This window comes from Fodinibacter luteus (genome assembly GCF_039541575.1).
Lineage (GTDB): Bacteria > Actinomycetota > Actinomycetes > Actinomycetales > Dermatophilaceae > Fodinibacter > Fodinibacter luteus.
Genome location: NZ_BAABGM010000003.1, coordinates 244,252 through 267,623 on the forward strand (window position 1 = coordinate 244,252; position 23,372 = coordinate 267,623).

General features: G+C 74.3%; 20 protein-coding genes. 17 read left to right on the plus strand and 3 right to left on the minus strand.

Annotated elements, in window-relative coordinates:
* Window positions 1–4: 4 nt before the first annotated feature.
* From ABD899_RS03670 to ABD899_RS03680, 3 genes are all read left to right on the plus strand, one after another.
* Complete coding sequence (locus ABD899_RS03670; RefSeq protein WP_345202406.1) at window positions 5–1,957, plus strand: sensor histidine kinase; 1,953 nt, start codon at window positions 5–7, stop codon at window positions 1,955–1,957.
* Complete coding sequence (locus ABD899_RS03675) at window positions 1,950–2,597, plus strand: response regulator (RefSeq protein ID WP_345202408.1); 648 nt, start codon at window positions 1,950–1,952, stop codon at window positions 2,595–2,597. Before ABD899_RS03670 ends, ABD899_RS03675 begins: the two co-directional genes overlap by 8 nt.
* Before the next feature lie 182 nt (window positions 2,598–2,779).
* On the plus strand, window positions 2,780–4,024 hold the full coding sequence (locus ABD899_RS03680; protein ID WP_345202411.1) for a type III PLP-dependent enzyme: 1,245 nt from the start codon (window positions 2,780–2,782) through the stop codon (window positions 4,022–4,024).
* Between the two features lie 97 nt (window positions 4,025–4,121).
* On the opposite strand, the gene ABD899_RS03685 is transcribed toward ABD899_RS03680, so the two are convergent.
* Window positions 4,122–5,426 (minus strand): hemolysin family protein, encoded by a 1,305-nt coding sequence (locus ABD899_RS03685; protein ID WP_345202413.1) that lies wholly within the window; start codon window positions 5,424–5,426, stop codon window positions 4,122–4,124.
* A gap of 343 nt (window positions 5,427–5,769) precedes the next feature.
* Between ABD899_RS03685 and dnaK the strand changes: the two genes are divergently transcribed.
* The 4 genes from dnaK (at window position 5,770) to ABD899_RS03705 (ending at window position 9,961) form a co-directional block, all read left to right on the plus strand.
* Window positions 5,770–7,662 (plus strand): molecular chaperone DnaK, encoded by a 1,893-nt coding sequence (gene dnaK, locus ABD899_RS03690; RefSeq protein ID WP_345202415.1) that lies wholly within the window; start codon window positions 5,770–5,772, stop codon window positions 7,660–7,662.
* On the plus strand, window positions 7,659–8,363 hold the full coding sequence (grpE, locus tag ABD899_RS03695) for a nucleotide exchange factor GrpE (protein WP_345202417.1): 705 nt from the start codon (window positions 7,659–7,661) through the stop codon (window positions 8,361–8,363). Before dnaK ends, grpE begins: the two co-directional genes overlap by 4 nt.
* A 90-nt stretch (window positions 8,364–8,453) precedes the next feature.
* Window positions 8,454–9,491, plus strand: a complete 1,038-nt coding sequence (locus tag ABD899_RS03700) for a DnaJ C-terminal domain-containing protein (RefSeq protein ID WP_345202419.1) — start codon at window positions 8,454–8,456, stop codon at window positions 9,489–9,491.
* Window positions 9,492–9,502: 11 nt separating this feature from the next.
* The gene (locus ABD899_RS03705; RefSeq protein ID WP_345202422.1) at window positions 9,503–9,961 is read left to right on the plus strand and encodes a heat shock protein transcriptional repressor HspR; all 459 of its coding nucleotides are present in this window, start codon (window positions 9,503–9,505) and stop codon (window positions 9,959–9,961) included.
* A 195-nt stretch (window positions 9,962–10,156) separates the two neighbouring features.
* Here ABD899_RS03705 and ABD899_RS03710 read toward each other — a convergent pair whose 3' ends face one another.
* Complete coding sequence (locus tag ABD899_RS03710; RefSeq protein WP_345202424.1) at window positions 10,157–10,954, minus strand: TspO/MBR family protein; 798 nt, start codon at window positions 10,952–10,954, stop codon at window positions 10,157–10,159.
* Between the two features lie 178 nt (window positions 10,955–11,132).
* Between ABD899_RS03710 and ABD899_RS03715 the strand changes: the two genes are divergently transcribed.
* The 8 genes from ABD899_RS03715 to ABD899_RS03750 all read left to right on the plus strand — a co-directional run bounded on the left by ABD899_RS03715 (window position 11,133) and on the right by ABD899_RS03750 (window position 20,990).
* The gene (locus ABD899_RS03715) at window positions 11,133–12,683 is read left to right on the plus strand and encodes an LCP family protein (RefSeq protein WP_345202426.1); all 1,551 of its coding nucleotides are present in this window, start codon (window positions 11,133–11,135) and stop codon (window positions 12,681–12,683) included.
* 17 nt (window positions 12,684–12,700) lie between these two features.
* Window positions 12,701–12,997 carry a ribonuclease E inhibitor RraB gene (locus ABD899_RS03720; protein ID WP_345202428.1) on the plus strand — a complete coding sequence of 99 codons (297 nt, stop codon included), beginning with the start codon at window positions 12,701–12,703 and terminating at the stop codon, window positions 12,995–12,997.
* Window positions 12,998–13,154: 157 nt separating this feature from the next.
* Entirely contained in the window at window positions 13,155–14,573 is a 1,419-nt protein-coding gene (locus tag ABD899_RS03725; protein WP_345202431.1) for a GntP family permease, read from the plus strand.
* Window positions 14,570–15,112 carry a gluconokinase gene (locus tag ABD899_RS03730; protein ID WP_345202433.1) on the plus strand — a complete coding sequence of 181 codons (543 nt, stop codon included), beginning with the start codon at window positions 14,570–14,572 and terminating at the stop codon, window positions 15,110–15,112. The genes ABD899_RS03725 and ABD899_RS03730 overlap by 4 nt, the downstream gene beginning before the upstream one ends.
* 126 nt (window positions 15,113–15,238) lie before the next feature.
* The gene (clpB, locus tag ABD899_RS03735; RefSeq protein WP_345202436.1) at window positions 15,239–17,800 is read left to right on the plus strand and encodes an ATP-dependent chaperone ClpB; all 2,562 of its coding nucleotides are present in this window, start codon (window positions 15,239–15,241) and stop codon (window positions 17,798–17,800) included.
* A 177-nt stretch (window positions 17,801–17,977) separates the two neighbouring features.
* Window positions 17,978–18,682, plus strand: coding sequence for an LppX_LprAFG lipoprotein (locus tag ABD899_RS03740; protein WP_345202438.1), 705 nt, complete (start codon window positions 17,978–17,980; stop codon window positions 18,680–18,682).
* Window positions 18,663–20,324, plus strand: a complete 1,662-nt coding sequence (locus ABD899_RS03745; RefSeq protein ID WP_345202442.1) for an MFS transporter — start codon at window positions 18,663–18,665, stop codon at window positions 20,322–20,324. The genes ABD899_RS03740 and ABD899_RS03745 overlap by 20 nt, the downstream gene beginning before the upstream one ends.
* A gap of 156 nt (window positions 20,325–20,480) precedes the next feature.
* Window positions 20,481–20,990 (plus strand): mycothiol transferase, encoded by a 510-nt coding sequence (locus tag ABD899_RS03750; protein ID WP_345202445.1) that lies wholly within the window; start codon window positions 20,481–20,483, stop codon window positions 20,988–20,990.
* A gap of 32 nt (window positions 20,991–21,022) precedes the next feature.
* On the opposite strand, the gene ABD899_RS03755 is transcribed toward ABD899_RS03750, so the two are convergent.
* Entirely contained in the window at window positions 21,023–21,808 is a 786-nt protein-coding gene (locus ABD899_RS03755; RefSeq protein WP_345202448.1) for an exodeoxyribonuclease III, read from the minus strand.
* A gap of 194 nt (window positions 21,809–22,002) precedes the next feature.
* On the opposite strand from ABD899_RS03755, the gene ABD899_RS03760 reads away from it, so the two are divergent.
* Both ABD899_RS03760 and ABD899_RS03765 read left to right on the plus strand, forming a co-directional pair.
* Entirely contained in the window at window positions 22,003–22,779 is a 777-nt protein-coding gene (locus ABD899_RS03760) for an SDR family NAD(P)-dependent oxidoreductase (RefSeq protein ID WP_345202451.1), read from the plus strand.
* A gap of 83 nt (window positions 22,780–22,862) precedes the next feature.
* Complete coding sequence (locus tag ABD899_RS03765; RefSeq protein WP_345202453.1) at window positions 22,863–23,357, plus strand: hypothetical protein; 495 nt, start codon at window positions 22,863–22,865, stop codon at window positions 23,355–23,357.
* The last annotated feature ends 15 nt before the right edge of the window (window positions 23,358–23,372 follow it).

Here is a 23,372-nt window from a genome sequence, read left to right on the forward strand (position 1 = left end):
GACCATGGACGATCGGGACGCACCGGGCACGGAGGGGATGCCCCGGGCCGCCACGGCCATCGCCGTGGTGGCCTGGGGCACTGCCGTGCTCGCGGTCGTCCTGAGCGTCGTGGCCCGCCCACCGCTCGACGAGGGCCTGTGGTTCCTCCTCGTCGACGTCACGGTCGCCTGCGTCTACGGCACGGTGGCCGCGGTCATCCTCTCCCGGCGGCGGCACCCCGTGCCCTGGCTGCTCGCGCTCGCGGCGGTCGGGGGCGGTCTCGCGGCGCTCGGGTTCGGCTACCGGGCCCTCGCCGCCGCCCGTCCGGGGCTCCCGCCCCTCGAGGCGCTCGGGGCCCTGCAGGGCCTCGCGTGGGTGCCGGGCACGCTCGCCCTCTTCCTCGTCGTGCCGTGGCTCGTGCGCGACCACCCGCTCGGCCGCGCGGTCTGGGGCGTCGTCGCCGGGTCCGCGCTCATCACCCTCTTCCTCCTCGCCCAGGTCATGGTCGCCGAGTGGGCCTTCTCGGCGCTCGTCGCCGCGATCGTCGTGCTGGGGCTCGTCACCGCGGGCGCCGTCGAGGTGCGGCACCGTCGCGGCCCCGTCGCCGAGCGCAACGGGCTGGGGTGGCTCGCGCTCGGCACCGCCGTGCTCGCCCTGTCGTTCCTGCCCCTCGCGCTCCCGTGGGGGCTGGTGGCGATCCCGGTCTGGTTCACCCCCGTCCTCCACCTCGCGTCCCAGGCCGTCTACCCGGCGGCGGTCCTCGTGGCCGTGCTCCGCGGCCGGATGTGGGGGCTCCAGCTCGCCGTGAGCCGCACCGTGCTCGCGGGCCTCATGACCGTCGCCCTGACGACCACCTACGTCGTCGTGACCTGGCTGGTCACGCTCGTCGTCCCGGGGGCCGGGTTCGGCCAGCTCGTCGGCGCCGCCGTCGTCGCGGTGGCCGTCCAGCCGGCCCGGATCGCGCTCGAGCGCCGCGTCCACCGCCTCGTCCACGGTGCCGCGGCCACCCCTGAGCACGTCGTCCGGCGGCTCGGCAGCCACCTCAGCGTCGAGGGTTCCGCCGACAGCCTGCTCAACGGCCTCGCCGCCGACGTCGGCACGGCGATGCGGCTCGAGTCGGTGACCCTGCGCACCCCCGGCGTGGACCACGTGCTGTGGGGGATGCCGTCCGGCGCCCCCACCGTCGTGCCCCTGCGGCACCGCGGCGAGGAGGTCGGCACGATGGAGGTCACCCTGCCCGGCGGGGAGTCCCTCGGTGCCACCGGTGAACGCACCCTCGCCGACCTCGGCAACGTCGTCGCCACCGCGGTGGCCGTGACCCGCGCGGCGCGCGAGGTCGAGGACGCGCGCCAGCGCCTCGCCCGCGCGCGACTCGAGGAGCGCCGCGTCATCCGCCGCGAGATCCACGACGGGCTCGGCCCCTCGCTCGCCGGCCTGCGGCTCGGGCTGCGCGGGGCGCGGAACCTGCTCGACACCGACCCGGCCGCGGCCGCCGAGCTGCTCGGCACCCTCCAGGACGAGCTCGACCAGCGGGTCGACGACGTCCGCACCCTCTCGCACAGCCTCCTCCCCCCGGTCCTCGACGAGCTGGGCCTGGGCGCGGCGCTCGAGGAGCTCGCCGCCCGCCACGCCGAGGACGGCCTCACGGTGCGGCTGCACCTCGACCACGGCGAGGTGGCCGACCCGATGCTCGCCGCCGCGGCCTACGGCATCGTCGGCGAGGCCCTCGTCAACGTGAGCCGGCACAGCGGGGCGAGTGAGTGCACCGTGCGCACCGACTCCTCGTCGGGCTCGCTCGTCGTCACGGTGTCGGACCCCGGTCGCGGCATCGGCGCGGACGCCCGCGCCGGGGTCGGCAGTCGCGCGATGCGCGAGCGCGCCGAGGAGCAGGGCGGGCGGCTCGACATCCGGTCGGCACCGGGCGCCGGCACGGTCGTCGAGGCGGTCCTCCCGGTAGGGGTGCCCAGCCGTGCGTGATCCGATCCGGGTCGCCATCGTCGACGACCACCCCGTCTTCCGGCTGGGGATGGCCGGCCTGCTCGGGTCGCTCGAGGGCGTCACCGTCGTCGCGCAGGCCGCGGACGCGGCGCAGGCCCTCGCCATCGACCCGGGGTCGGTCGACGTCGTGCTCATGGACCTCCACCTCGGCGACGACTCCGGCATCGAGACGACGAGGGAGCTGCTGCGCCGTGACCCGGGTGCGCGCGTGCTCGTCGTCACGATGCGCGAGGACGACGAGTCGGTCGTGGCCTGCATGCGGGTCGGGGCGCGCGGCTACCTGCTCAAGGGCGCCGCACCCGACGAGGTGGAGCGCGCCGTGCGCGCCGTCGCCAACGGCGAGGTCATCCTCGGCCCGGCCGTCGCGGCGCGAGCCGTCGCCGTCCTCACGTCCGGGCGCACCGCGGCGCGGGTGCCCTTCCCCGAGCTCACCGACCGCGAGCGGGAGGTGCTCGACCTCGTCGCCCGCGGCTTCGACAACCTCACGATCGCCCGCCGGATGGTGCTCAGCCCCAAGACGGTGCGCAACCACGTGTCCAACGTGCTCACCAAGCTCGGGGTCCCCGACCGCTCGGCCGCCATCGTGCGGGCGAGGGAGGGCGGCCTCGGCGCGGACTGACCGCGCCGGCCGGTCGCGCGGGGGCGTCGCGTGCGGGGGCGTCGCGCGGGGGCGTCGCGCGGGGGCGTCGCGCGGGGGCGTCGTGCGGGGGCGTCGTGCGGGGGCGTCGCGCGGGGCGTCGCGTATCTGGAAGGCCGTCGCCCGCTCCTCTCCCTCAGGACCACCACCCGAGGAGGAACGCCATGACGGTGACCTACGAGAGGACCCGCGAGGCCGTCGACGCCGCGCCACCGGCGCCGGTCGCCGCGGTCCGGGCGCCACGGCTCGCGACGGCCGCCGCCCCGGCCCCCGTCCGGGCGCTGGCCGCGGTCCATGCGGAGGCCGCACCCGCCGGGCCGGACGTCACGCCGCGGCTCGAGCTGAGCATCGGCACCGCGGTCTCGCGCTTCCTCCGCCTCGCGTCGGCGCTGCCCGGCACGGCGGTCCACTACGCCGTCAAGGCCAACCCCCACCCCGTGCTGCTGCGCGCCCTCGCCCAGGCGGGGTGCCGGTTCGACGTCGCGAGCCCCGGGGAGGTGCGGGCCGCGCTGGCAGCCGGCGCACCGGCATCCCACCTCGTGCACTCCAACCCGGTCGCGCGCCGCGACCACCTGGCGCAGGCGTACGCCCTCGGTGTGCGGCTCTTCGTCGTCGACTCGGCGGGTGAGGTGGCCAAGGTCGCCGACGCCGCGCCCGGGTCGTCGGTGCTCGTGCGGATCGTCACGTCCGGGTCGGGCTCGGACTGGCCGCTGTCGCGCAAGTACGGCTGCCCGGTCGACGACGCCGTGGGCCTGCTCGTGGATGCCGGGCGCCTCGGGCTCGACCCCGCCGGCGTGTCGTTCCACGTCGGCTCACAGCAGCGCGACCCGCAGGCGTGGGGGCCGCCGATCCGCTCGGCGGCGCGCGTCTTCGAGGCCGTGCGGGCGCGCGGCTTCGGGCCGTGGCTGCTCGACCTCGGCGGCGGGTTCCCGGCGGTGCTCGAGGGCGGCGACGTGCCGCCGGTCCGCGACTACGGGCGGGCCATCGACGGGCACCTTCGTGCGGCCTTCGGGGACGACCGGCCGCAGACGCTCGTCGAGCCCGGCCGTGGGGTCGTCGGGGATGCCGGCACGGTCGTGACGAGCGTCGTCGGCGTCGTCGACCGCGGTGGTGTGCGGTGGGTCTTCGTCGACGCCGGGGTCTTCACCGGCCTCGTCGAGACCCTCGACGAGGCGATCCGCTACCGCCTGGAGACCCCTGGCGTCCACGGCCCGACCGGACCGTGCGTGCTCGCCGGCCCGACGTGCGACAGCGCGGACGTGCTGTACGAGACGACGCCGGTCTCGCTCCCGCTCGCGCTCGCCGAGGGCGACGAGCTGCGCATCCACGCGGCCGGGGCGTACTCCGCGTGCTACTCGACGGTGGGCTTCAACGGGTTCTCGCCCCTGCCGACCGTCATCACGCGCTGAGCGGCGCCGCCGGGGTGCGGCAGGACGCGCACGATCGGGTCCCACGCGGGCCGTGCGGCGTGCGGGGGAGCCCCGCGTCGTCCCGTGGCGCCCCCAGTCACCCGCCCGGCGCGGTGGGCGGGTGACCGGCATCCGGCGTGGGGCGGAACGCGACGCGCGTCGGGGCGTGGCGGGCGACGGCGAGGACCTCGACCGTCCACCCCTCGAGGTGCACGACCTCGCCCGGGCCCCGGGGCACCCGGCCGAGCTCGGCCATGACGAGGCCGGAGACGGTCGTGTAGTCCCCCCCGACCCGCTCCGGGAGCTCGATGCCGAGGTCCGGCAGGTCGTGGAGCGGGAAGGTGCCGGGCACGACGACGCCGCCGCCGTCGAGGGGGGCCACGGTGGCCAGGTCGCGGTCGGTCTCGTCGTAGATCTCGCCGACGACCTCCTCCAGGAGGTCCTCGAGGGTGACGATCCCGTCGGCCTCGCCGTACTCGTCGAGGACGACCGCGAGCTGCTGGCGCTCGGTCTTGAAGCGGTGGAGGGCGTCGGCGACCCGCATCGTGTCGGGGACGTAGAGCGCCGGGGTCGCGACCGAGGAGACGGGCTCGTCGCCACCGCGGTGGACGTTCGACCAGTGGACCACCCCGACGACGTGGTCGAGGTGGTGGCGCCGGGTGACCGGGGCCCTCGAGTACCCGGCCTCGGCGAGCGCCTCGAGCGCCTGGGAGGCCGACAGGTCGGCGTCGAGGGTGAAGACCGAGCCGCGGGGCACCATGACCTGCCGCAGCAGCCGGGTGTCGATCTCGAGCGCCCCGGTGAGGATCTCGCGCTGCTCGGCGTGGAGCATGCCGTGGCTCACGACGAGGTCGCGCAGCTCCTCGCGGGTCATCGCCGGCCCCGACGCGCCCGGGGTGATCCCGAAGAGGCGCACGACGGCGTTGCTCGCCGCGCCGAGGAGCGCGACGACCGGTCGTGACAGGCGCGAGACGAGGTCGATCGGGCCGGCCGCCACGAGTGCCCACGGCAGGGCGCGCTGCATCGCGACCCGCTTCGGGGCGAGCTCACCGAGGACGAGCGTGACGAAGGTGAGCACGAGGGTCACGCCCGCGACCGCGACCGCCTCCGCGGCCCCCCCGAGGGGGGACAGGTACGGCACGAGGGGTTCGGCGAGCGAGACGGCGGCCGCCGCCGAGGCGAGGAAGCCGGCGAGCGTGATCCCGATCTGGATCGTCGCGAGGAAGCGGTTGGGGTCGCGCGCGAGGCGCACCAGGCGCAGGGTCCGGGGCGTCCCCTCGCGCTCGAGCTGCGCCAGCTGCCCCTCCCGGAGCGAGACGAGGGCCATCTCGCTGCCGGCGAAGGCCGCGTTGAGAAGCACGAGCAGGCCGACGAGCGCGAGGTTCGTCCAGTAACCGTCCACGGCCCCTCCCCGTCGTCAGGCTGCGACGAGGGGACGCGTGCGCCCCTGCTCTTCGGGCGACGAGGTCGTCGTCGGGTCGCCGCCCGTCGGGCGTCGGTGGGTGAGGAGGTGCACGGGATGGCCGTCGGGGTCCATGGCTCTCTCGGGTCGGGGATGGTCGGGGGGGAACGCACGACCGCACGGGACGGTTCCGACCGCGGATGCCGGGAACACCAGGGCCGCCGCCTAAGTTGAGTCAGGTGAACGCAAGTTTCGGGCGGCCGGTTTGCTCAGGACACCTCGCCCGGCCTACCGTGAGTCCCGAGCACTCAACCACAGGACGAGAACCCAAGGAGCAACCCCCATGGCCCGTGCAGTCGGCATCGACCTCGGCACCACCAACAGCGCCGTCGCCGTCCTCGAGGGCGGCGAGCCCACCATCATCGCGAACGCCGAGGGCGGGCGGACCACCCCGTCGGTCGTCGCCTTCTCCAAGGGCGGCGAGGTGCTCGTCGGGGAGATCGCGAAGCGCCAGGCCGTGACGAACGCCGAGCGCACGCTGCGCTCGGTCAAGCGCCACATGGGCACCGACTGGCGCTCCGACGACATCGACGGCAAGAAGTACAACGCCCAGGAGATCAGCGCGCGGATCCTCCAGAAGCTCAAGCGCGACGCGGAGTCCTACCTCGGCGAGACCGTGACCGACGCCGTCATCACCGTCCCCGCCTACTTCGACGACCACGAGCGCCAGGCCACGAAGGAGGCCGGCGAGATCGCGGGGCTCAACGTCCTGCGCATCGTCAACGAGCCCACCGCGGCCGCGCTCGCCTACGGCCTGGACAAGGGCAGGGAGGACGAGCTCATCCTCGTCTTCGACCTCGGCGGTGGCACCTTCGACGTCTCGCTCCTCGAGGTCGGCAAGGACCCGGAGGACGGCTTCTCGACGATCCAGGTCAAGGCGACCTCGGGCGACAACAAGCTCGGCGGCGACGACTGGGACGAGCGGGTCGTCGGCCACCTGCTCACCGTGGTGAAGAACTCCTCGGGCGTCGACCTCGCCAAGGACAAGATCGCGATGCAGCGCCTGCGCGACGCCGCCGAGCAGGCGAAGAAGGAGCTGTCGTCGGCCTCGAGCACGAACATCTCCCTCCAGTACCTCTCGATGTCCGAGAACGGCCCGATCCACCTCGACGAGACGCTCACCCGCGCCCAGTTCGAGCAGATGACCAAGGACCTCCTCGACCGCACGAAGCAGCCCTTCCAGAACGTCATCAAGGACGCCGGCATCTCGCTGTCCGACATCGACCACGTCGTGCTCGTCGGCGGCTCCACCCGGATGCCGGCCGTGAGCGCCGTCGTCAAGGAGCTCACCGGCGGCAAGGAGCCGAACAAGGGCGTCAACCCCGACGAGGTCGTCGCGCTCGGCGCGTCGCTGCAGGCCGGTGTCCTCAAGGGCGAGCGCAAGGACGTCCTGCTCATCGACGTCACCCCGCTCTCGCTCGGCATCGAGACCAAGGGCGGCCTGTTCACCAAGCTCATCGAGCGCAACACGGCCATCCCGACCAAGCGCAGCGAGGTCTTCTCGACGGCCGAGGACAACCAGCCCTCGGTGCTCATCCAGGTCTTCCAGGGCGAGCGCGAGATCGCGCAGCAGAACAAGCCGCTCGGCACCTTCGAGCTCTCGGGCATCGCCCCGGCACCCCGCGGCGTGCCGCAGATCGAGGTGACCTTCGACATCGACGCGAACGGCATCGTCCACGTCACGGCGAAGGACCGGGGCACCGGCAAGGAGCAGAAGATCACCATCTCCGGCGGGTCGGCCCTGTCGAAGGAGGAGATCGAGCGGATGGTCAAGGACGCCGAGGCGCACGCCGAGGAGGACCGCGTCCGCCGCGAGGAGACCGAGACCCGCAACATGGGCGAGTCGCTCGTCTTCTCCACGGAGAAGTTCCTCGCCGAGTCGGGCGACAAGGTGAGCCCCGAGCTGCGCACGCCCGTCGACGAGGCCCTGACGGCCCTCAAGGACGCGGTCAAGCCGGACTCGGGCGCCTCCAAGGACGACATCCAGGCCAAGATCGACACGCTCAACGCGAAGTCCCAGGACATGGGTGCGGCGATGTACGCCGCGGCGGCCGAGCAGGGCGAGTCCGGCGACGTCCCCGGCGCCGAGTCGACCGACTCCCAGCCGGCGCCCGACGCGGGTGACGACGACGTCGTCGACGCCGAGGTGGTCGAGGACGACGAGGACAAGAAGTGACCGAGCCCCACGACCCCGGGATGCCGCGCGGCGGCACCGGGTCCGAGGACCCCGTCGTCCCGGACCCGACCCCCGACGACGCGATCAACACCGAGTCGGTCAACGACGGCGAGGAGGTGGCTCCGGCCCAGTCCGGGGCCACCCCCGCCGGGGCCGCCCCCGCCGGGGCCGCCCCCGCCGGGGCGGCCGGCGACGAGAGCCCGGGCGCCGACACGGCATCCGAGCACATCGCAGCGGATGCCGGTGCGCCCCACCCGGACTCGGTGCTCGCGGCCGAGCGGCTCGGTGACCTCCAGCGGCTCCAGGCCGAGTACGTCAACTACAAGCGGCGGGTCGACCGCGACCGCGCGCTCATGCAGGAGCGGGCCGTGCGCGACGTCCTCGAGTCGGTGCTGCCGGTGCTCGACGACATCCAGGCCGCCCGAGATCACGGCGACCTCGTCGACGGGCCGTTCGCGGCCATCGCCGACAAGCTCGAGGCGACCCTCGGCAAGTACGGCCTCGAGCGCTTCGGCGGCCGGGGCGAGGCGTTCGACCCCATGCAGCACGAGGCCCTCATGCACACGCCGTGGCCGGAGGGCGACGACGACCTCCCGACCGACGCGGCATCCACGACCATCGTCACGGTGCTCCAGCCCGGCTACCGTGCGGGGGAGCAGGTGCTGCGCCCCGCCCGCGTCGCGGTCGCCGACCCGGCCTGAGACGGGCGACCAGCACCGCACGACCGCACGACGACCCGCACCGCACGACCGCACGACGACCCGCACCGAGGCACCGAGAGGAGGGGCCCGATGGCCAGCCAGGACTGGTTCGAGAAGGACTTCTACGCGATCCTCGGGGTCCCCCAGGACGCCGACCAGGCCGCGATCAAGAAGGCCTACCGGCGCCTCGCCCGCAAGCACCACCCCGACCAGAACGCCGGCGACACCGCGGCCGAGCAGCGCTTCAAGGACGTCGGTGAGGCCCACGCGGTGCTGTCCGACCCGAAGCAGCGCGAGGAGTACGACGCGATCCGGCAGATGGCGCACGGCGGCGCCCGCTTCCGGGCGGGCGGTCCCGGCGCCGGTGGCTTCGAGGACGTCTTCTCCGCGTTCGGGGGAGGCGGCGGCCAGCGGGTGCGCTTCTCGACCGGTGGCCCGGGTGGTGCGGGCGCCGGCCAGCCCGACCTCGACGACCTGCTCGCCCAGATGTTCGGCGGTGGCGCGGGCGCGACCGGAGGGCCCCGTGCGGCCCGCGGCGGCGACCCCTTCTCCGGGTTCGGGGCCCCCCGCGGCCCGCGACCCGGAGCCGACGTCCAGGCCCGCACGACCCTGAGCTTCCGCGACGCCGTCGAGGGGGCGACGGTCACCCTGACGACGGCCGAGGGGCGCCGGATCACGACTAAGATCCCGGCCGGGGTCAAGGACGGGCAGCGGATCCGGCTGCGCGGCAAGGGCGCTGAGGGAGATCCCGGGGCGCCCAAGGGCGACCTCATCCTCACGGTCACCGTCGACAAGCACCCGGTCTTCGGCCGCGACGGCGACAACCTCACCGTCGACCTGCCCGTCACCTTCGCCGAGGCCGTCCTCGGGGCGACGGTGTCGGTCCCGACGCTCGACGGCACCCCGGTGCGCGTCAAGGTGGCCCCGGGCACTCCGAGCGGGCGGGTGCTGCGGGTCAAGGGCCGGGGGGTCGCAGGACGCCACGGCGCGGGTGACCTCCTCGCGAAGGTCACCGTCATCGTGCCGCAGCGCCTCACCGACGCCGGCCGCGAGGCCGTCGAGGTCCTCCAGGCGGAGGAAGCAGGCGTCGACCCGCGGGCCGGGCTGTTCGAGCAGGCCACGAGCTGAGGCCATCGGCCATGACGTCGATCCACTACGCGGCCTTCAGCCCCGACGACGACACCCCGGTGTTCGTCATCTCCGTCGCCGCCGAGCTCGCCGGCATGCACGCGCAGACGCTGCGGCAGTACGACCGGCTCGGCCTCGTCACCCCGTCACGCACCCGCGGCGGGGGGCGGCGGTACTCCCAGCGCGACGTCGCCCTCCTCCGCGAGGTGCAGCGGCTCTCGCAGGAGGAGGGCATCTCGCTGCCGGGCATCGCGCGCATCCTCGACCTCGAGAACGAGGTCTCGGCGCTGCGTTCGCGGGTGTCCGAGCTCACCGCCGAGCTCGAGGCCCTGCGCGCGTCCTCGGGCCGCACGGCCCGCGTGTTCTCGGTCTCCCCGAGCGGTGACGTCTACGCCGCGCGGCTCGGTGAGCGCCCGCGGCACGGGCGCTCGCAGGCCCTCGTCATCTGGAGCCCGGGCCGCCGGGACTGAGCCCCGTCCGGCCGGGCCTGAACCGGATGCCGTTCACGCTCACCGCGCGGTCGACGCATCGGCATCGGGCCGCGCCACCGGAACCGCCGGCGCGCACCGTGGGAGGGCGACGGCATCCGGCGGAGGCACCGACCCGTTGCACATCACCCACACGACCCACGCGCGGGACCGCCCCCGCGCGTGGGTGGAGTGCCATCAGTCGGGGAGGCGGGCGTGGGTGCGCCCCGCGGCGCCGAGCACGACGACGGCGGCGGCGACCGCGGCGACCCCGACGAGCAGCGAGCGTGGCTCGTCGGTGACCCGGCCCCAGGCGATCCAGCCCAGTCCCCAGGCCATCGCGCCGGCGACGGCCCACCGACCGCCGAGTCGGCGCGCGAGGAGCACGCCGACCCCGGCCGCGACGGCGACGACGGCGACCGCCACGAGCTGCGCGGCGTACCCGCCGGGGTCGACCCCGCTCGAGACGAACGCCGCGGTGACGTTGGCGCAGGCGGCGACGGCGACCCACCCGAGGTAGAGCCCGAACGTGCCGTCGACGACGACGGTCTCGACGTGCCCGTAGGACGGCACCTCCTCGAGCCGGCGCACGAGCACCCCGAGGGTCGCGACGAGCCCCGCCATGACGAGCACGCTGACCCAGATCCAGCCCTGCTGCGTCACGAGCAGCCATGCGGCGTTGAGCACCATGGATGCCGCGACGAGCCACCCGATCGCCCGGTGCCGCCGGTCCGTGGCCTGCTCGGGGAGCCACTGCCACACCGTGTACGCGGCGAGGCCGAGGTAGATCGGGGTCCAGATCGTGAAGGCCGGTCCGGCGGGGGCGAGGAGCGTCGCGTCCGCGGCGAGGGCCCCTCCCGAGGACTCCTCGACCCGGGTACCGATCACCCCGACACCGACGAGCGTGCCGACGACGCAGAGGAGCTCGGCGAGGGTCACGCCGACCTGCCGCAACCGGTCCGAGGGCTGCACGGCCGGCCTCGTCAGCGTGCTCATGCCGCCATTGGACCACGCGGCGGACGGATCCGGCCGGGGCCGTTTCGTGCCGTCGAGCAACCGGCGCGCGGCGGGCCTAGCACACGGGGTACAGGTTCTGGGGTTATCGTGCCGGGGTCACGGTGTGCGTCCCGAGGGACGGACCCGAGCCGTGACCTGCCGAGAAAGAGACGTGAGGATGTCCGACGAGGAGCCGCTGCGCTCGTCCGGGCGGCCGGGGACGCCCCCGCCGCCGGCGAGCCGTGCCGAGCTGCGCAGCCCCCCGGGCACCTACTACCGCCGGGTCGCTCTCGGGACGATCCTCCCGGGGGCCGGCCTCATCGGCACCCGCTGGCGGGTCCTCGGCTGGGTGCTCGTCGTCCTCGCGCTCGTCACGGGTCTGCTCCTCCTCGCCCGGGCCTGGCGCGGCGGCCTCGTCCGCTCGGTGCTCGACGTCGCCGTGCGGCCCGAGGTGCTCCAGTGGATCGGTGTCGCAGTCATGGTCGCCGCCGTCGTGTGGATCGGCTCGATCGTCCTCACCGCCGAGCAGTCGTGGCCCCGGCGGCGGCGCGCCGGGCGCTGGTGGCGGGTGGCGTTCGCGGCCGGCGCGTGCCTCGTCATCGCCGCACCGGCAGCCATGGCCGTGCGCTACCTCGACGTGCAGTCCACCCTCATCGACGAGGTGTTCGTCGCCGACGGCTTCGGCGAGGGGCGCGACGTCGCCCTCGCCGACGTGGCTGCGGCCGACCCGTGGGCCGACGTGCCCCGGGTCAACACCCTCCTCATCGGGTCGGACGCCGGCAAGGACCGGTGGGGGGTGCGCACCGACTCGCTCATGCTCGTGAGCACGGACACGAAGACCGGCGACACCCTGCTCATCGGCATCCCGCGCAACCTGGAGCGGGTGCCCTTCCCCGACGACAACCCCCTCTCGGCGGTCTACCCGAACGGCTACGACTGCGGCGACGAGTGCCTCATGAACGGCATCTGGACCCTCGCCGAGAGCCGCCCCGACCTCTTCGAGGGGGTCGACGAGCCGGGCCGCCAGTCCACGGTCGACGTCGTCGGCGAGATCACCGGCCTGGAGGTCGACCAGTCCGTCGTCGTCAACCTGCGCGGCTTCCGGGCTCTCGTCGACGCCATGGGCGGGGTGGACGTCAACGTCCGGGAGCGGGTGTGCGTCGAGTGCCACCAGACCCCGAGCGGGCGCATCGAGTTCACCGGCGAGAAGGAGGAGTGGATCGAGCCGGGCCTGCAGCACCTCGACGGCCGGCTCGCCCTCTGGTACTCGCGGTCGCGGGCGGGCAGCGACGACTTCAGCCGGATGCGCCGTCAGCGGTGCGTCGCCGGAGCCCTGCTCGACCAGGCCGACCCGGTCTCGCTCCTGCGCAGCTACCCCCAGCTCGCCAAGGTGCTCAAGAGCAACGTCAGCGCCGACATCCCGGCGGGCGAGCTGTCCGCCTGGGTCGACCTCGTGCTCCGCATCCAGGAGGGCGGCTCGATCCGCTCGCTGCCGCTGACGAGCAAGGTCGTCGAGCCGGGCTACCCCGACTTCGCCAAGATCCGCCGCCTCGTCGACAAGGCCATCGAGCCGCCGGCGGCCACCTCGACCGCCTCCCCCTCGACGACCGGCTCGCCCGCGCCGAGCGGCTCCACCACGCCGAGCGGCTCCACCTCGCCGACGGCGCCGCCGAGCCCGACGGTCACCCCGGACGACGCCGACGCGGCGGACCTCTCCGCCACCTGCTGACCGGCATACTCGGGCGGGTGAGCGAGCACCTCCTGGTCTTCCCCGACCGCGCCACCGCCGACGAGGTCGCGGCGGAGCTGTCCGACGAGGGCTTCACCGAGGTCCGGGTGGTCCGGGAGTCCCTCGCGGGCGAGGACGACGCCGAGGACCACGAGTGGGCCGTCTACGTCCGTGAGGACATGGTCGTCGACGAGTCGCGCCCGGTGGAGCACGGGCTGCGCGACCGGTTCGAGGCCCTCGTGCAGGAGCGCGGCGGCTGGTACGACCCGCACCCCGGCCCCGGTTCTGGCGCCGGGGGGACCGCTCGCGGCTGAGCGCCCGCGTCGCCACCCCTCCGGTGCCCCGGGTCGAGGTTGACACCGCTCGGGATGCCGGGCGGCTGCGAGTTCGCCTGCTGCTGTGCCCCACTGGGGGTGCGCCCGTCGCTAGGGTGGGCCCGCTGCGTGGAGCCGACACACGAGGGGGCAGGACATGACGACGACGGTGCACACCCAGTTCGCGACGGTCGAGGCAGTGGAGCCGGCCTACTCCGCCGGCGTCCTGCTCCTCATCGCCGTGGCCGCCGTCGTGCTCCTGCTCTTCCTCATCATGACGCTGAAGATGCACGCCTTCGTGGCGCTCGTGCTCGTCAGCTTCCTCACCGCGATCGTCACGAAGATCCCCTTCCCCGACGTCGTGCCCACGATGCTCTCGGGCTTCGGGGCCACGCTGGCCACCGTCGCCCTGCTCGTCGGTCTGGGTGCCATGATCGGCCGCCTGCTCGAGGTCACCGGCGGCGCCCAGGTGCTCGCCGACACCCTCATCAACCGCTTCGGCGAGCACCGCGCCCCCCTGGCACTCGGTGTCGCCTCGCTCCTCTTCGGGTTCCCGATCTTCTTCGACGCCGGGCTCGTCGTCATGCTGCCCATCATCTTCAGCGTGGCCCGGCGCTTCGGCGGCTCGGTGCTCACCTACGGGCTGCCCGCCGCGGGCGCGTTCGCCGTCATGCACGCGTTCGTGCCGCCGCACCCCGGCCCGGTCGCCGCGGGTGAGCTGCTCGGCGCCGACATCGGCCTCCTCGTCGTCTTCGGCCTGCTCATCGGCCTCCCGACGTGGTACCTCGCGTCGTACCTCTTCGGCACGTGGACCGGCCGGCGGATGTACATCCCCGTGCCGGAGCTGCTCGTCGGGGGCGTGAGCGAGCCGGAGGGCTCCGAGGACCGCCCCCCGCCCGCCTTCGGCACCGTGCTGTTCGTCCTCCTCCTGCCGCTGCTGCTCATCTTCCTCAACACCGGGCTCAACACCCTGGGCGCGGCCGGCGTCGTCGACCCGGACGCCACGTGGGTCGGGCTGCTGCGGATGATCGGGCAGACGCCGATCGCGCTGCTCATCACCGTCATCGTCGCCACCGTCGTCCTGAGCGGGGGGCGCTCGAAGGCCGACGTCGAGCAGATCGTCAACAGCGCGCTCGGGCCGGTCTGCGCGATCATCCTCATCACCGGTGCCGGTGGCATGTTCGGTGGGGTCCTGCGTGCGAGCGGCATCGGCGAGGCGCTCGCCGACTCGCTGGAGTCGACCGGGCTGCCGGTCATCGTGGCGGCCTTCGTCGTCGCGACCGCGCTGCGCGTCGCCCAGGGCTCGGCGACCGTCGCCCTGACGACGACCGCCGGCCTGCTGGCCCCGACGGTCGCGGCGACCTCCGGCCTGACGAGCATCGACCTCGTGTGCATCGTCATCGCCATCGCCTGCGGCTCGACCGTGCTCTCCCACGTCAACGACTCCGGGTTCTGGCTCGTCGGCAGGTTCTTCGGCATGGACGAGAAGACGACCCTGAAGACCTGGACGGTCATGGAGACGCTCATCGGCACGGTCGGGTTCGTGTTCGCCCTCGGCGTGAGCCTCGCCCTGTGACCGGGGGAGCGGCACCTGGCGCCCGAGGGCACGGCCGCACGCGGCACATCGTCGTCATGGGTGTCTCGGGCAGCGGCAAGTCCACCGTGGCCGAGGGCATCTCGACGGCCATGGGGCTGCCGTTCGCCGAGGCCGACCGGTTCCACCCGGAGGCCAACATCGCGAAGATGAGCGCCGGCATCCCGCTCACGGATGCCGACCGGTGGCCCTGGCTGTCCGACCTCGCCGCGTGGATGGCGACCCAGGCGAGAGAGGGGCAGTCGACGGTCATGGCCTGCTCGGCGCTGCGCCGCGCCTACCGCGACGTGCTGCGGTCCGGCCCCCCGGAGGTGCAGTTCGTCCACCTCGACGGGCCGGTCGAGCTCATCGCCGCCCGGATGTCGGCCCGGCCCGACCACTTCATGCCGGCCTCGCTCCTCGCGTCGCAGGTGCGGACCCTCGAGCCACTCGGGGCGGACGAGGACGGCGTCGTGCTCGACCTGCGGCACGACCCGCAGACCCTCGTGGAGCAGGCGGTGGAGTGGCTCGCCCACCGGTGAGACGCAACGGCCGTCGGACGGGTCGCACCTCGCTCCCAGCACGGACTTGAGCGGAATAGACTCAACTTTCGCGAGGTTGCACGAGGCGATCCCCCACCACGTCCCACCGCGTCCAGGAGTAGTCCCATGGAGCTCAAGCCCACCGCCAAGGTGGCCGAGGCGCTCGCCCTCGCCCAGCGGGCGGCCCAGGCCGCCGGCCACGCCGAGATCACGCCCGACCACCTGGCGAGCGCCGCCGTCCAGCTCGACACCGCACTCGCCGACGCCCTCCTCGGCGCGGCCGGCACGGGGGCCGGGCACGTCCTCGGCCAGGCCGACGCCCGCCTGCGCGCGCTGCCGACGACGAGCGGTCCGACCGCCCAGCCGCCGGCCCTCGGCCGGGAGGCGCTGGCGGTGCTCCAGCAGGCCGACACCCTGATGCGCGCCAAGGGCGACGCGTTCCTCGCCCTCGACCTGCTCCTCCTCGCCCTCGCCGAGACCGGCCACCTCGCCGCCGTCGAGAAGCGCGGCGCCGCCGACATGGAGCAGAGGATCGCCGAGCTGCGCGGGGGCCGCCAGGTCACCTCCGAGACCCCCACCGAGGCGGGCGAGGCGCTCGCGCAGTACGGCACCGACCTCACCGAGGCCGCGCGCGAGGGCCGGCTCGACCCGGTCATCGGCCGCGACGACGAGATCCGACGCGTCGTCCAGGTGTTGAGCCGGCGCACGAAGAACAACCCCGTGCTCATCGGTGAGCCCGGCGTCGGGAAGACCGCCGTCGTCGAGGGTCTCGCCCAGCGGATCGTCGACGGCGACGTCCCGGAGTCGCTGCGGGACAAGCGCCTCATCGCCCTCGACCTCGGCGCCATGGTCGCCGGGGCCAAGTACCGCGGTGAGTTCGAGGAGCGGCTCAAGGCCGTCCTCGAGGAGATCAAGTCCTCCGACGGGCAGGTCGTCACCTTCATCGACGAGCTGCACACGGTCGTCGGGGCCGGTGCCACCGGCGAGTCGGCCATGGACGCGAGCAACATGCTCAAGCCGATGCTCGCCCGGGGCGAGCTGCGCCTCGTCGGTGCGACGACGCTCGACGAGTTCCGCGAGCACGTCGAGAAGGATCCTGCGCTCGAGCGCCGCTTCCAGCAGGTCTTCGTCGGGGAGCCGAGCGTCGAGGACACCATCGCGATCCTGCGCGGGCTCAAGGAGCGCTACGAGGCCCACCACAAGGTCGAGATCGAGGACAGTGCCCTCGTCGCCGCGGCATCCCTGTCCGACCGCTACATCTCGGGGCGCCAGCTGCCCGACAAGGCCATCGACCTCGTCGACGAGGCGGCCTCGCGCCTGCGGATGGAGATCGACTCCAGCCCGGTCGAGATCGACGTCCTGCGCCGTGCCGTCGACCGGCTGCGGATGGAGGAGCTGCACCTCGCGAAGGAGACCGACGAGGCGTCGGCCGAGCGGCTCGAGCGGCTGCGCGCCGACCTCGCCGAGAAGACCGAGGAGCTGTCGACCCTCACCGCCCGCTGGGAGTCGGAGAAGTCCGGCCTCAACCGGCTCGGCGACCTCAAGGCGCGGCTCGACGACCTGCGCACCCAGGCCGACCGGATGCAGCGCGATGGCGACTACGAGGGCGCGTCCCGCGTGCTCTACGGTGAGATCCCCGCACTGGAGAAGCAGCTCGACGAGGCCCAGCAGGCCGAGACGGCCACGGCATCCGACCTCATGGTCAAGGAGCGGGTGGGCGCCGACGACATCGCCGAGGTCATCTCGGCGTGGACCGGCATCCCGGCCGGTCGCCTGCTGCAGGGCGAGACCGAGAAGCTGCTCAGCATGGAGTCGATCATCGGCTCGCGCCTCATCGGGCAGGCCGAGGCGGTGCGCGCGGTGTCGGATGCCGTGCGTCGCTCGCGCGCCGGCCTCGCCGACCCCGACCGGCCGACCGGGTCGTTCCTGTTCCTCGGCCCCACCGGTGTCGGCAAGACCGAGCTCGCGAAGTCGCTCGCCGACTTCCTCTTCGACGACGAGCGGGCGATGGTCCGCATCGACATGTCGGAGTACTCCGAGCGGCACGCGGTGGCCCGCCTCATCGGCGCGCCCCCGGGGTACGTCGGCTACGAGGAGGGCGGCCAGCTCACCGAGGCGGTGCGGCGCCGGCCCTACTCCGTCGTCCTCCTCGACGAGGTCGAGAAGGCGCACCCGGAGACCTTCGACATCCTCCTCCAGGTGCTCGACGACGGCCGGCTGACCGACGGCCAGGGGCGCACGGTCGACTTCCGCAACGTCATCCTCGTCATGACCTCCAACCTCGGGTCGCAGTACCTCGTCGACCCCCTGCTCGACCCGGGCGAGAAGCGCGAGGCCGTCATGGCAGCCGTGCGCCAGGCGTTCAAGCCCGAGTTCCTCAACCGGCTCGACGAGGTCGTCGTGTTCGACGCCCTCTCGCGCGACGAGCTCGCCCGGATCGTGCACCTCCAGGTGCGCGCGCTCGCGACCCGGCTGCGCGAGCGGCGGATCACCCTCGACGTCACCGAGGCCGCGACGACGTGGCTGGCCGAGCAGGGTTACGACCCGGCGTACGGCGCCCGGCCGCTGCGTCGCCTCGTCCAGCGCGAGATCGGCGACCGGCTCGCGACGGCGCTGCTCGCGGGGGACGTGCGCGACGGCGACACCGTCACCGTCGACCGCGGCGAGGACGGCCTCACCCTCCGCTGACGGGATCGGGTGCGTGCCGGCACCCGCCGCCGGCCCGCACCCGCCGCCGGCCGGCACCCGCCGCCCCGAGGACGACCCCGACTCCTTGCACATCACCCACCCGCGGAAGCCCGGTCCGCGGGCCGTGAGGTGGGTGATGTGCAAGGAGTGCCGGACCTGCGGGCTACTGTTGCGGCCATGCGCCGCCTCCCGGGCACCCTCGCCGCTGCCCTCGCCACCGCCGGCCTCGTCGTCGCGCTCGCCGGTTGCTCGGGCGAGGAGGAGGCCGTCGCCGAGGTGGCGCCCGCCGAGCGGCTCACCGCCGCCAAGGCCGAGTTCGACGCCGCGGAGACGGTCGCCCTCGACCTGTCGAGCCGCGACGTCCCGAGTGTCGAGAACGGGGTGACCGCGGCGGAGGGCAACGGGGTCATCAGCGCGAGCGAGCCGAAGTTCCAGGGCACCATCACCGGCACCGTCGGTGGCGTCGCGGGGACGATCGACACCATCGCGATCGGTGACACCGCCTACCTCAAGCTCTTCACCCCGGAGTACGAGGAGACCGACCTCTCCACGATCAACGCCCCCAACCCGGCGTTCTTCTTCGACCCCGCCGTCGGCATCTCCTCGCTGCTCACCCAGACCGGTGACCCGCGGGCCAACGGCCGCACCCGGTCGGGAGACGAGGTGCTCGACCGGATCGACGGCACGCTGCCCGGGCAGCGCATCGACGAGCTGTTCCACCTCGGCGACGGCACCGGCACCTACGACGTGAGCTACGGCCTCACCGACGACGACGAGCTGCGCACCGCCACCCTCACCGGCCCGTTCTTCCCGGGGGTCGAGGCCACCTACGTCCTGGAGCTCACGGACTACGGGGCGCCCGTTGAGATCACCCGCCCCTAGGGCACTGCTCACGACGGCCGCGGTCGCCGTCTCCCTCGCCGCCGCCGACACCTACGTCGTCGTGCTCGCGCTCACCGACATGATGCGCGGCGTCGGTGTCGGCATCGACTCCCTGCAGCGGGCCACCCCGATCATCTCGGGGTTCCTCCTCGGCTACGTCGCCGTGCTCCCCCTCGTCGGACGGGTCGCCGACCTCGTCGACCGGCAGCGGGTGCTGCTCGCCTGCCTCGTCGTCTTCGTCGTCGGCTCGGCGGTCACGGCACTGGCCGCCGAGCTGCCCGTGCTCGTCGCGGGGAGGGTCGTGCAGGGAGCCGGCGGCGGCGGCCTCGTGCCGGCGACCCTCGCGATCGTCGCCGAGCTGTGGCCCGCCGACCGGCGCGGCGTGCCACTCGGGGTCGTCGGCGCCGTGCAGGAGCTCGGCTCCGTGCTCGGTCCGGTGCTCGGGGCGCTCGTCCTCGTCGTGGCCGACTGGCGGGCGATCTTCTGGGTCAACGCCGCGCTCGGCGCCGTCCTCGCCGGGGCGGTGGTCGTGACCGGGGGCGGTGCCGTGCCGCGGCCCCGTCCGGCCGTGGCCGCGCTGTCGGCCGCGGCCGCCGCGACAGGGGTCCTCGCCCTCGCCGCCCCCGCCGCCCTCGTCACGAGCGTCTCGCTCGGACTGCCCTTCGTTCCCCTCGGCGACACGTCGTCGCGCCTGGCCACCCCCATCGGCGTCGCCGGCGCCGTCCTGCTGTTCGCCGCCCTCGCCGTCGGCGGGCGCGGCGCCTGGGACCTGCTGCGCCGCGCCGACCTCCTCGGGGCGCTGCTGCTCGGCGGGGCGCTCGGCTGCGTCGTGCTCACCTTCGCCGCGGCCGAGCCGGAGACCGAAATCGTCGGCCCGCTCGGCCTGGCGCTCCTCCCGCTCGCGGTCCTGCTCGCCGTCGCGTACGCCGTGCACCACCGCCGCGCCGCCGCCCCGCTCGTGCCCCGTGGGCTCGTCCGCGGCCGGCTTGTGTGGGCGCTCGTCGTCTCGCTCCTCGTCGGGGTCGCGCTCGTCGCCGTCGTCGTCGACGTCCCCCTCCTCGCCCGGCTCGTGCACACCTCGGACCAGACCGAGGCGGCGCTCGTCCTCGTCCGGTTCCTCGTCGCCGTCCCGATCGGCGCGCTCGCCGGGGGCTGGGCCCTGCGGCTGCTCGGCAACGGGGTGGTCGCGGCCACCGGGCTGGCGGCGACCGCCGTCGGCCTCGCGGTGATGTCGACGTGGGGGCGCGGTTCCCTCGACGAGGCGTCGTCGACCGCCGTCCTCGCCCTCACCGGCCTCGGCATCGGGCTGGCGCTGGCCCCCGTCAACGACGCCGCCCTGGCCGGCGCCGCGCACGACGCGCACGGCACGGCGTCCGCGCTCGTCGTCGTGTCCCGGATGGTGGGGATGGTCGTCGGGGTCGCCCTCCTCACGGCGATCGGGCTGCACCAGTACTACATTGCCGTCGCCGCGCTGCCGGACCCCACCGACGTCGAGGCCCTGCAGGATGCCGCCGTGCTCCAGGTCGCGTGGGTGTTCCGGGGTGCCGCCGTCGCCGCCGGGCTCGGGGCGCTCGCGTCGCTGGCGCTCGGGGTGCGGCGCCGCCCGGGGGTCGCGCACCCGGCCACGACCTTCGGCCTCTGAGGCGGGTTCCTGGGAAGCCCGAGCGCGGTCCGGGACGGCGGTGCGCAGGGCCTGTCGGCGCGGCCGTCCCCGGAGCACCTTCCGGCCAGAGCGCGGTTCGGGACGGCGGCGCGCAGGGCCTGTCGGCGCGGCCGTCCCCGGAGTACCGTCCGCACCATGGCGACGACCTCCGACCTCCTCCTTGACACCCTCTCCCGGGTGCGCGAGGGCGTCCACGCGGTGCTCGACTCGACCCCCGACGACCGCCTCGCCGAACCCCCGGCGCCGGGCACGAACACGGTCGCCTGGCTCGTGTGGCACCTCGCCCGCGTGCTCGACGAGCAGGTCGCGGAGGTGTTCGGCTACCCGGCCGTGTGGGAGGCCGAGGGATGGCGCGAGCGGCTGGCCCTCCCGCTGCCACCGGACGCCCACGGCTACGGCATGAGCGTCGAGGACATGTTGCTCGTCCGGGCGCCGGGGGCCGACCTGCGCGGCTACCTCGACGCCGCGGCGGACGCCGCCGAGAAGGCCCTGCGCACGGTCACCGACGCCGACCTCGACCGGGTCGTCGACGAGCGCTGGGACCCCCCGGTCACCGCGGCCGTCCGGCTCGTGAGCGTCCTCGACGACTGCACCCAGCACGTCGGCCAGGCCGCCTACGCGAGCGGCATCCTCAGCCGTTCGTGACGCGGTCCGCCAGGGCGCGGCCGCAGCACCCGTCAGTCCGTGAGCTCGACGACGACGGGCGCGTGGTCGCTGGCACCCGCCCCCTTGCGCTCCTCGCGGTCGATGGCGGCCCCGGCGACGCGGGCCGCGAACGACGGGGAGCCGAGCACGAAGTCGATCCGCATGCCCCGGCGCTTCTGGAAGGCGAGGCGCTGGTAGTCCCAGTAGGTGTAGACGCCCGGGCCCGGAGCGTGCGGCCGCACGACGTCGACGAACCCGGCATCCAGGAAGGCGTTGAAGGCGGCCCGCTCGGGAGGTGACACGTGGCTCTTGTCGAGGTAGTACTCCATCGACCAGACGTCGTCGTCCTGGGGCGCGATGTTCCAGTCGCCGCACAGGGCGACCGGCGTGCCGTCGGCCGCCCAGGCGCTCGCCTGCTCACGCAACCGGGCGAGCCAGTCGAGCTTGTAGGCCATGTGCGGGTCTCCGATCGCCCTGCCGTTGGGCACGTAGACCGACCACATCCGGATGCCGCCGCACGTGGCCCCGATGGACCTCGCCTCCGCGGCCAGCGGCTCGCCCCACCCCGGGTCGCCGTCGAACCCCACCCGGACGTCGTCGAGGCCGACCCGAGAGAGGATCGCGACCCCGTTCCACTGGTTGAGGCCGTGGTGGGCCACCTCGTAGCCCAGGTCGTGGAGGCGGGCATAGGGGAACTGCGCGTCCCGGGCCTTGGTCTCCTGCATGGCGAGGACGTCGACGTCGGAGCGGGCGAGCCAGGCCTCGACGCGGTCGATGCGGGAGCGGATCGAGTTGACGTTCCAGGTGGCGATGCGCACGTCGATCACCCTACCCACGGGTAGGCCGGGGACTCGGCCCGCGTCACACCCCGGGGGCCGGCGACGGCTGCGTCCACCAACAGGCAGTAGGCGGGGCAGAGCCAGCGGCTGAGCACGGCACGAGCAGCCCGCGGCGGGTACTGCCTGTCCTGCGGTGCGGCCGCGGGGGAGCGACTGCGGCATACAGTCCCCGCATGACCACCGCACTCGTCACCGGCGCCTCGGCCGGCATCGGCCTGGCCTTCGCCGAACGCCTTGCGCGCGAGGGGAGCGACCTCGTGCTCGTCGCCCGTGACCGGGCCCGGCTCGAGCGGATCGCCCGCGACCTCCGGACGGCCCACGGGGTCGAGGTCGAGGTGCTCGTCGCCGACCTGTCCGACCGCGCCGCGACGGGCGAGGTGTGCTCCCGGCTCGCCGACCCGGCACGGCCGGTCGACCTCCTCGTGAACAACGCCGGGTTCGGGCTGCGCGCCCGCTTCCTCGACAACGACCTGGCCGCCGAGGAGGCCGGCCTCGACGTCATGGTCCGCGCCGTCATGCTGACCTGCCACGCCGCGGGGCGGGCGATGCGGGCGCGGGGCCACGGCACCATCGTCAACGTCTCGTCGGTGGCGTCGTTCATCGCCAACGGCACCTACTCGGCCGAGAAGGCCTTCGTGACGGTCTTCTCCGAGGGCCTCGCGAGCGAGCTCGCCGGCACCGGGGTCACGGTGACGGCGCTGTGCCCGGGGTTCACCCGCACCGAGTTCCACGACCGGGCCCGGATGCGGGTGTCGGCTCTGCCGGACGCCCTGTGGCTCGACGCGGACACGGTCGTGCAGCAGGCCCTCGCGGACGCCGCGGGCGGCAAGGTCGTCTCCGTGCCCGGGGCGCAGTGGAAGGTGCTCACGGCGATGGTGCGCGTGCTGCCCCGCCCGCTCGTGCGCGGCGGGGCGATGCGTACGCTCGACCGCTTCCGCCGGCGGTCCTGAGCCGGCGGCCCGCGGGGCGGCATGGTCGTCTCGACCGGGGCCGGGGGCTCCTCCACGGGGGTCCGCGGGCCTACCATCGTGGGATGGCCCAGGGCGCCGAGCCGCAGGTGCTTCGCGAGTACCGGCACCTTCTGCGCACCGCCTCCGCCGACTGGCAGGAGACGGCGCACCGGCACGCCCTGTGGAGGCTCGGCCCGCGGGCGAGGGGGCGCCTGCTCACCGAGCTCCAGCGCCTGCTCCTCGCCGGCACCCGGCTCGGGCCCGACGACGTCCACGCCGTGGCCCGCCTCGTCGTCCTCGCGGAGCGGCGCCGCCCACGCCTGCTCCTCGACGGGTTGCCGGCGGACCTGCGCGACGACCTGGCCACCGCGGTCGTCACCAGCCCGACCGGCCGGATGCTCGCGGCCGGACTCGACGTCTGGGACGGCACCGACCCCCCGACCCGGCCCGAGCCGCCGCCGGAGCCCGACCACCACCAGCGCTGGCACGAGCAGCGGGCCACCCCCGGGGAGGCCGGCGAGCTGTCGGTGCTCGCGCAGCCGCAGCCGCACCCGCCCCCGCGGCCGCCGCACCGCTGAACGGCTGCGGCACCT